The organism is Streptomyces palmae (genome assembly GCF_004684805.1).
GTDB lineage: Bacteria > Actinomycetota > Actinomycetes > Streptomycetales > Streptomycetaceae > Streptomyces > Streptomyces palmae.
The window spans coordinates 1-9067 of the sequence record NZ_SRID01000290.1 but is presented as its reverse complement, the minus strand read 5'-3'; the positions used below and the strand labels follow the sequence as shown (position 1 = coordinate 9067).

6 protein-coding genes are annotated in these 9067 nt (G+C 74.1%); 4 read left to right on the top strand and 2 right to left on the bottom strand.

What is annotated here, in order from left to right:
- Window positions 1-640, bottom strand: a 640-nt coding sequence (locus E4099_RS24140; RefSeq protein ID WP_135341228.1) for a TetR/AcrR family transcriptional regulator, incomplete at its 3' end; no start/stop codon positions are given.
- A gap of 164 nt (window positions 641-804) precedes the next feature.
- On the opposite strand from E4099_RS24140, the gene E4099_RS24135 reads away from it, so the two are divergent.
- On the top strand, window positions 805-2031 hold the full coding sequence (locus tag E4099_RS24135; protein WP_135341227.1) for an acyl-CoA dehydrogenase family protein: 1227 nt from the start codon (window positions 805-807) through the stop codon (window positions 2029-2031).
- 76 nt (window positions 2032-2107) lie between these two features.
- On the opposite strand, the gene E4099_RS24130 is transcribed toward E4099_RS24135, so the two are convergent.
- A complete protein-coding gene (locus E4099_RS24130) occupies window positions 2108-3562 on the bottom strand; it encodes a DNA-3-methyladenine glycosylase 2 family protein (protein WP_135341226.1) in 1455 nt (484 codons plus the stop codon).
- Between the two features lie 152 nt (window positions 3563-3714).
- Here E4099_RS24130 and E4099_RS24125 point away from each other — a divergent pair, with 152 nt between their 5' ends.
- The 3 genes from E4099_RS24125 to E4099_RS24115 all read left to right on the top strand — a co-directional run bounded on the left by E4099_RS24125 (window position 3715) and on the right by E4099_RS24115 (window position 9017).
- Complete coding sequence (locus E4099_RS24125; RefSeq protein WP_135341225.1) at window positions 3715-5991, top strand: SpoIIE family protein phosphatase; 2277 nt, start codon at window positions 3715-3717, stop codon at window positions 5989-5991.
- Between the two features lie 283 nt (window positions 5992-6274).
- On the top strand, window positions 6275-6760 hold the full coding sequence (locus tag E4099_RS24120; RefSeq protein ID WP_135341224.1) for a hypothetical protein: 486 nt from the start codon (window positions 6275-6277) through the stop codon (window positions 6758-6760).
- 37 nt (window positions 6761-6797) lie between these two features.
- Complete coding sequence (locus tag E4099_RS24115) at window positions 6798-9017, top strand: NADP-dependent isocitrate dehydrogenase (protein ID WP_135341223.1); 2220 nt, start codon at window positions 6798-6800, stop codon at window positions 9015-9017.
- Window positions 9018-9067: the final 50 nt, after the last annotated feature.

The following is a 9067-nucleotide window of genomic DNA, read 5'->3' as shown; positions in this document are numbered from 1 at the left end:
GGCCGGGGCTGTCGGGGTGGTCGTGGGCGGTGGCCAGGCTGCCCCACAGGAGGTCGGTGAGGTGGCGGACCAGTTCGGCGCGGGGGCAGGGCCGCTCGCGCAGCCACCAGTCGCCCGCCGCGTACATCATGCCGACGATGCCGTGGCCCCAGGCGCGCGCCGCCGCGGTGCCCTTCCCGCCCGTGTCGATGCGCTCGGCGATCACCTCGGCCAGTTCCTCGCCCATCCGCCGCAGCAGCGGCGCCGAGTGCCGGCCCACGTCGAAGCCCGCCTCCGCCTCGGCCTGCGGCTGGTCCTCGGCCGGGTGCATCAGGAAGCGGTAGACCTGCGGGCGGGCCTCGATGGCCGCCAGATAGGCGTCCAGGGTGTCCTCGACCCGCTCGCGCCGGTCGGCCGGGGCGTCCAGGGCGGTGCGCAGCGAGGAGAGCAGGGCGTCGGTGTGCCGCTCGGCCAGGGCCCGGTAGAGGCCGCCCTTGTCGCCGAAGTGCCGGTAGAGGATCGGCTTGGTGATGCCCGCCTCGGCGGCGATGGCGTTCATGGAGGCTTCCGGTCCGTCGCGCAGCACGACGCGGTCCGCCGCCTCCAGCAGTTCCCTGCGGCGCTGCCGGGTGGACTCCCGCTGGCTTGTCCCGGTGTTCATGAGGTGGCCTCCCCGCCCCGATGTTTCTGTGACGCCTGCGCAAAGTAACACCCCGCCGCAGGTGAGAGGCCCGATGGTGCGGGGCCGCAGGAGGGATTGACATCTACTACTCGTGAGTAACAGACTCGTGTTACCGCTAGTAACAAGTGTGTGCAGGAGGGGTCATGGCCGAGTTCTCGTTCGAGCTCAACGACGACCAAAAGGGCGTACGTGACTGGATTCACGGCTTCGCCGCCGATGTGATGCGCCCGGCCGCCGCCGAGTGGGACGAGCGCGAGGAGACGCCGTGGCCGATCATCCAGGAGGCCGCGAAGATCGGACTCTACTCCCTCGACTTCTACGCCCAGCAGTTCTTCGACCCCACCGGCCTCGGCATCCCGATGGCGATGGAGGAGCTGTTCTGGGGTGACGCGGGCATCGCGCTGTCCATCGTGGGCACCGGGCTGGCCGCGGTCGGCGTCCTGGCCAACGGCACCGACGAGCAGATCGGCACCTGGATCCCGCAGATGTACGGGGACGCCGACGACGTCAAGGTGGCCGCCTTCTGCTCCTCCGAGCCCGACGCGGGCTCCGATGTCGCCGCCATGCGCACCCGCGCCGTCTACGACCAGGCCAAGGACGAATGGGTGCTCAACGGCACCAAGACCTGGGCCACCAACGGCGGCATCGCCAACGTCCACGTGGTCGTGGCCGTGGTCGACCCGGAGCTCGGCTCCAAGGGGCACGCCTCCTTCATCATCCCGCCGAACACCCCCGGCCTGTCCCAGGGCCAGAAGTTCAAGAAGCACGGCATCCGCGCCTCGCACACCGCCGAGGTGGTCCTGGAGGACGTCCGCGTCCCCGGCCACTGCCTGCTGGGCGGCAAGGAGAAGCTGGACGAGCGGCTGGCCCGCGCCCGGGAGCGGAGCGCCAAGGGCGGGGAGAGGGTGAAGAACGCCGCCATGGCCACCTTCGAGGCGTCCCGCCCGGCCGTCGGTGCCCAGGCGGTCGGCGTGGCCCGGGCCGCCTACGAGGTGGCGCTGGACTACGCCACCACCCGCGAGCAGTTCGGCCGCCCGATCATCGACAACCAGGGCGTCGCCTTCCAGCTGGCCGACATGCGCACCCGGATCGACGCCGCCCGCCTGCTGGTCTACCGGGCCTCCTGGATGGCCGCGAACAACAAGCCGTTCACCTCCGCCGAGGGCTCGATGTCCAAGCTCTTCGCCGGCGAGACGGCGAAGAAGGTGACCGCTCAGGCGATCCAGATCCTCGGCGGCAACGGCTTCACCCGGGAGTACCCGGTGGAGCGGATGCACCGGGACGCGGCGATCTTCACCATCTTCGAGGGCACCAGCGAGATCCAGCGCCTGGTCATCGCCCGCACGCTGTCGGGCGTCCACGTCCGCTGACGGGCAGCCGCGTCATCCGCCGGCGGGCGCCGCGGCCGTCGAGGCCGCCGCGCCCGCCCGCGGGGCCGCCCCGGGACTACCGCGGGTCGCGGTGCCACAGGTGGTGGAGCGCGTACGAGCGCCAGGGCCGCCAGCCCTCCGCCGCGTCCGGAGCCGCCCCCAGCGCCCGCAGCCCGGCGCGCACCAGCGGGTCGCGGGCGGGCAGCACGTCCGGGTCGCCCAGCGCCCGCATCCGGACGTAGCCGGCCGTCCACGCACTGACCCCGGGCAGGGCCCGCAGCTCCCGCTCGGCCTGTTCGCGGTCCACCCCGGCGTCCAGGAGCACCGAGCCCTCGGCCAGCGCGGCGCTGACGGCGCGTACCGCGGCCCGCCGCTCCTCGGTCACCTCCAGCTCGGCCAGCGGCGCCTGGGCCAGGACCGCCACGGCGGGGAAGAGCCGGGTCAGCCCGCCCTGCGGGGCCGGCAGCGGCTCACCGTACGCCGCCACCAGCACCTCCCCGAGCCGCCGGGCGGCGGCCACCGGCAGCCCCTGGCCCAGCACCGCCCGTACCGCCAGCTCGGCCGGGTCCACCGCGCCCGGCGCCCGCATCCCCGGCCGCCGGGCCACCAGGGGACCCAGCACCGGATCGGCGCCCAGCCGATCCGCCACCGCGTACGGGTCGGCGTCCAGGTCCAGCAGCCGCCGCAGCCGCTGGGTGGCGCAGGTCAGGTCCTGCAACTCGCTCAGCCACAGCCGGCAGGCCAACCAGCCGCGATCGCCCGCGTCCTCGGTCACCTCGGCCACCCCCCAGCCGCGCGGCAGCCGCAGGGTGCGCCGGTAGACGCGGTGCCCGCGCTCGCCGGCGAGTTCCTCGACCCCCGCCACCGCCCGGCACCCCAGGAAGTCGAAGAGCTCCGCGGCGGCGTACCGGCCCCGGTAGGCCAGCCGCAGCGGCACCCCGCCCGGCCCCTGACCGCCACTCCGCTCGCCCGCCCGGCGCCCCGCGTCCCGCAGCGCGCTCGGGGTCGCCGCGTAGATCTCCCGGATCGTGTCGTTGAACTGCCGCACACTGGCGAACCCCGCCGCGAACGCCACGTCGGCCACCTGGAGCTCGGTGGTCTGCAGCAGCACCCGGGCGGTATGCGCCCGCTGCGCCCGGGCCAGCGCCACCGGGCCCGCGCCCAGCTCCGCGTTGAGCTGCCGCTGCACCTGCCGCGCGCTGTAGCCCAGCCGCACCGCGAGGCCCGCGACGCCCTCCCGGTCCACCACCCCGTCGCCGATCAGCCGCATCGCCCGGCCCACCACATCGGCCCGGGCGTTCCACTCCGCGGACCCCGGCACGGCGTCCGGCCGGCACCGGCGGCAGGCCCGGAACCCGCCCCGCTGGGCGGCGGCGGCCGTCGGATAGAAGCGGACGTTCTGCCGCTTTGGGGTGACCGCCGGACAACTGGGACGGCAGTAGATGCCGGTGGTGGCGACCGCGAAGAAGAACTCGCCGTCGAACCTGGCGTCCCGGCTGCACACCGCCTCGTACCTGCTCTCCTCGTCCATCACCCCTCCACTGTGCGCCCTCGGCCGACCCCGCGCTGGCGGATTTCGGACATGGCATCGCTGCGGATGCGGGCCCCGCACGGCCGGGGGAGCATGGGACCGCAGGGGGAGCCGAGCGGTGCACGGGGGCGAGATCGGGAGGCGGAGAGGCGATGGCCGCTGGCCCGGAGGAGGACCACCGGGCCCCGGACCGCGACCGCGGCGGACTGGACGCGGAGGCGGTGGGGCGGCTGTTGGGCAGCCCGGACCCCGAGGCCTTGCTGGCCGCGGTGCTGGAGGCGGCGGATCCCGGACCGCAGCGGACCGCACGGATCGGTGTGCTCTACCACTGCGAGGGCGAGGGGCTGCTTCGGATGGTGGCCCAGCGGGGCGTGGCGGAGGAACTGCTGGAGCCGTTCCGGGTGATCTCGGCCGAGGCCGAGCTGCCCGCCGCCCGGGTGGTGCGCGACCGGGAACCCCTCTACACGGTCCCCGAGGTACGCGACGGGGCGAAGGCCGCCGCCGGGGCGATGCCCGCCTCCCCGCTCGCCGAGTACGTGGCACTGCCCCTGCTGCTCGGCTCCCACGGGGTCGGATCGATGCTGCTCGACCTGCCCGGCGGGGAGCTGGTGGAGCCCGCCCGGCACCGGGACCTCCTCACCCTCGCCGCACTGGGCGCCCACCGCCTCGACCAGCTGCTGGGCGCAGGCCGGGGGCGGGCCGGCGGGGCGCCGGACACGGGTGCCCCGCGCATGGTGCCGACCCAGGCCCCCGACCGCGCCACCTTGCTGGAGATGGCCATGGCCAGCGCCGGCATCGGCTCCTTCGACTGGGACCTCGTCTCGGGGCGACTGGTCTGGGACGAGCGCCTGTGCCGGATGTTCGGCATCGCCCCCCAGGACTTCGACCACCGCATCGAGACCCTCTTCGACGCCGTGCACCCCGAGGACCGGGAGACGCTCGACCAGGCGCTGACGGAGAGCCTGCAGACCGGACGGTTCACCGTCCGCCACCGCATCCGGCGCCGCGACGACCGGGCCGTGCGCTGGATCGAGGTGGAGAGCCGGGTGGTCTACGGGAGCGGCGGCCAAGCCCGCGGCATGATCGGGGTGTGCCGGGACGTCACCGACGAGCAGAACCAGGACGAGGAACGGCTGGCCCGCAAGGACTTCGTCCTGGCCATCACCCGCGCCTTCACCGGGGCGGCCACCGCCGAGGACATCGTCGCCACCATGGCCGACACCGTGCTGCCGGCCCTGGGCGGCCAGCGGATGGCCATCTTCCTGCGCGCCCCGGACGGCCAGATCCGGCTGTTCGGATCCCGGGGCTTCGCCCCCGAGCACCGCGAACGGCTCGACTGGATCAGCCGCATCGGCGCCGACAACCCCTATCTGGCACCACTGCGCGAGGGCGAGCCGATGTTCCTCAGCTCCCGCGAGGAGTTCCTGGAGCGCATCGGCGATCCGCGGCTGGAACCGCTGCCCGGGCTGCACTCCTGGGCGATCCTGCCGCTGTCCACCGCCGACGGGCTGCTCGGCGTCTGCGCGATCGTCTACCACCGCCCGCACGTCTTCTCCCCCGACGAGCAGGTGCTGGGCGCCGGCCTGGCCGGCATCCTCGCCCAGTCACTGGCCAGGGCCCGGCTCTTCGACGAACGCCGCGCCCATCTGACCGAGTTGCAGCAGATGATGCTGCCCCGCCGGCTGCCACCGCTGCCGGGGCTGGAGGTACTGGTGCGCTACCGCCCCGGCTCGCGCGGGCTCGAGGTGGGAGGCGACTGGTACGACGCGCTGCCCCAGCCCGACGGCCGGGTCACCCTGGTCATCGGCGACGTCCAGGGCCACAACGCGCGCGCGGCCGGGGTGATGGGACAGCTGCGGATCGCCATGCGGATGCAGGCCGAGGACGGACGCGGGCGGGCCGAGCTGATGTCCCGCGCCGGCCTCACCCTGTACCGGATGGACACCGACCTCTTCGCGACCTGCTGCATCGCGGAGATCTGCCCGGCCAGCGGGGCCCTCCACGTGGTGCGGGCCGGGCACCCGCACCCGCTGCTGCTCCAGCCGGACGGCAGCGCCGCCCCGCTGGAGGTGCCGGGCGGCATGCCGCTGGGCATCTTCCCGGACGAGACCTACCCCGTCACCGAGGCGACCCTGGCGGAGGGCGCCGTCCTGCTCCTCTACACCGACGGCCTGGTGGAGAGGCCCGGCGTCGACCACGACGAGGCGGTGGCCGCGCTCTGCGAGCGCCTCACCCACTGGGGCGGGCCGGGAACGGCGGACCCCGCTCCCGGAACCGACCTGGACCGGCTGGCCGAGCAGGTCATCAACCCGGCGGTCAGCGCCTCCTTCGGCGACGACGTCGCCGTCCTCCTGGTACGCCGCAACCCCGCCGCCGGCGCCGCACCGGTCGACACCCCGCCCCCGTCCCGCGCCGCACCGCGCCCCTGACCGGCCCGTACGCGGCACGCGGCGGCGGGGGGAGCCGTTGTCCGCGGTCCGCGGGGGCCACTTCGCGTGCCGCAGCCGGACCTGGAGCGGTGGCCCTGGCGGGGCCCCGGTCCCGTGTGTACGGCGGAGACTCCCGGGTGTCCCAGCGCGCGCGGCGGCGGGGGAGCCGTTGTCCGGTCCGGTCCGCCGGGGACTTTCCGCGCGCCGCAGCCGGACGTGGCCGGGGTGGAGGTGGTGGGGTGGGGCCTGCGGATCGTCGGCGGTGGCGAGGAGGACGGTGTCCGTGGAGGCGAGAGGGGCCGCGCGGGCCCGGGCAGGACTCGGGGACGGACCGGCGGGCTGGGCACGAGTGGTGCGCACCGGGTGGGTGCTCGGCTGCTCCGGCCGCTGGGGCGGTGCGCTGTGCCGCCGGCTGCCGGCGGTGCTGTGCTGGGCCGCGGCGGCCGTGGCCGGCGTGTACGGGGTGCGCTGCGCCCGCCTGCTGCCCCGGGCGGTGTCCTGCCCCGGGCCGCTGAGCCGCCGCGCCCGCCGCCTGCTGCGCACGCTGGGCCGCCGCCTGCTGCGCCCGGTCCTGCCGGTGCGCCGCGGGCCGGCCCGGCGGCCTGCCTCCCGGGCCCGGGGTCCGTGGCGGGCCCGGCTGCCCGCGCCCCGGGGGCGGCGCGGGTGGCGAGCCCCGCTGCCCGCGCCGCGCGCCACCCGCGCCGGGCTGACCGGGGCGGCTGCCGGGGCAGGGCCCTGTCGAGAGGGGGTCGGTCACGAGATATCTTGATGTCGAGCAATGTTGCAGACGTGGAGCGGAGCACCCGGTGACTGACTCGACCATCATCTATACGCACACTGACGAGGCCCCGGCCCTGGCGACGTATTCGTTCCTGCCGGTGGTCCAGGCGTACGCCTCGACGGCCGGGGTGAGCGTGGAGACTCGCGACATCTCCCTCGCGGGCCGGATCATCGCCAGCTTCCCCGAGCGTCTGGAGGAGGGCCAGCGCATCGCCGACGCCCTCGCCGAGCTGGGCGAACTGGCCAAGACCCCCAGCGCGAACATCATCAAGCTGCCGAACATCTCGGCGTCCATCCCCCAGCTGAAGGCGGCCATCGCCGAGCTGCAGGAGCAGGGCTACGCGCTGCCGGACTACCCGGACGACCCGAAGACCGACGAGGAGCGCGAGATCCGCGCCCGTTACGACAAGGTCAAGGGCAGCGCGGTCAACCCGGTGCTGCGCGAGGGCAACTCCGACCGCCGCGCCCCGGCCTCGGTGAAGAACTACGCCAAGACCCACCCGCACCGCATGGGTGCCTGGACCTCCGAGTCCAAGACCAATGTCGCGACCATGGGTGCCGACGACTTCCGGTCCACCGAGAAGTCCACCGTCATCGCCGAGGACGGCGCGCTGCGCATCGAGCTCCTCGCCGAGGACGGCACCACCACCGTGCTGCGCGAGTCGGTCCCGGTCCTCAAGGACGAGGTCGTCGACGCCTCCGTGATGCGCGTCGCCGCCCTGCGCGAGTTCCTGGCCGCCCAGGTCGCCCGCGCCAAGGCCGAGGGCGTGCTGTTCTCGGTGCACCTGAAGGCCACCATGATGAAGGTCTCCGACCCGATCATCTTCGGCCACGTGGTGCGCGCCTTCTTCCCGAAGACCTTCGCCCGGTACGGCGAGCAGCTCGCCGCCGCCGGCCTGTCCCCGAACGACGGCCTGGGCACCATCCTCAAGGGCCTGGCCGCGCTGCCCGAGGGCGCCGAGATCCAGGCCTCCTTCGACGCCGAGCTCGCCGAGGGCCCGGACCTGGCCATGGTCGACTCGGACCGCGGCATCACCAACCTGCACGTCCCCTCCGACGTCATCGTCGACGCCTCCATGCCCGCGATGATCCGTACCTCGGGCCACATGTGGGACAAGAACGGCCAGGAGGCCGACACCCTCGCCGTCCTCCCGGACAGCAGCTACTCCGGCGTCTACCAGGTCGTCATCGACGACTGCCGCGCCCACGGCGCCTTCGACCCGGCCACCATGGGCTCGGTGCCGAACGTCGGTCTGATGGCGCAGAAGGCCGAGGAGTACGGCAGCCACGACAAGACCTTCGAGATCCCGGCCGCGGGCACCGTCCGCCTGGTGGACCAGGCCGGCGAGGTCGTCCTGGAGCAGGCCGTCGCCGAGGGCGACATCTTCCGCGCCTGCCAGGCCAAGGACGCGCCGATCCGCGACTGGGTCAAGCTCGCCGTCACCCGCGCCCGCGCGACCGGCGCCCCGGCCGTCTTCTGGCTCGACGAGAACCGCGCCCACGACGCCCAGCTGATCGCCAAGGTCAAGGCGTACCTGCCGGAGCACGACACCGAGGGCCTGGAGATCAAGATCCTCTCCCCGGTCGAGGCGACCCGCTTCTCCCTGGAGCGCATCCGCCGCGGCGAGGACACCATCTCCGTCACCGGCAACGTGCTGCGCGACTACCTGACCGACCTGTTCCCGATCCTGGAGCTGGGCACCAGCGCCAAGATGCTGTCCGTCGTCCCGCTGATGGCGGGCGGCGGCCTGTTCGAGACCGGTGCCGGCGGCTCCGCCCCCAAGCACGTCCAGCAGCTGGTCAAGGAGAACTACCTGCGCTGGGACAGCCTGGGCGAGTTCTTCGCGCTCGCGGCGAGCTTCGAGCACCTCGCGCAGACCACCGGCAACGCGCGCGCCCAGGTGCTCGCGGACACCCTGGACCGCGCGACGGCGACCTTCCTCAACGAGGACAAGTCCCCGACCCGTCGCGTCGGCGGCATCGACAACCGCGGCAGCCACTTCTACCTGGCCCTGTACTGGGCCCAGGAGCTGGCCAAGCAGACCGACGACGCCGAGCTCGCGGGGGCCTTCGCCGGCCTGGCCAAGACGCTGACCGAGCAGGAGGGGACCATCGTCGACGAGCTGATCGCGGTGCAGGGCTCCCCGGCCGAGATCGGCGGCTACTACCAGCCCGACCCGGCCAAGGCCGCGGCCGTGATGCGCCCGTCCGCCACCTTCAACCAGGCAATCGCCACCCTCGCCTGACCCCCTCCCCGCACCACGGTTCCCCGCGCCCCACCAGGGGCGCGGGGAAC

Coding starts and splice junctions, on each gene's coding strand:
- E4099_RS24135 (WP_135341227.1), top strand. CDS start 805: ATGGCCGAGTTCTCGTTCGAGCTCAACGACGACCAAAAGGGCGTACGT.
- E4099_RS24130 (WP_135341226.1), bottom strand. CDS start 3,562: ATGGACGAGGAGAGCAGGTACGAGGCGGTGTGCAGCCGGGACGCCAGG.
- E4099_RS24125 (WP_135341225.1), top strand. CDS start 3,715: ATGGCCGCTGGCCCGGAGGAGGACCACCGGGCCCCGGACCGCGACCGC.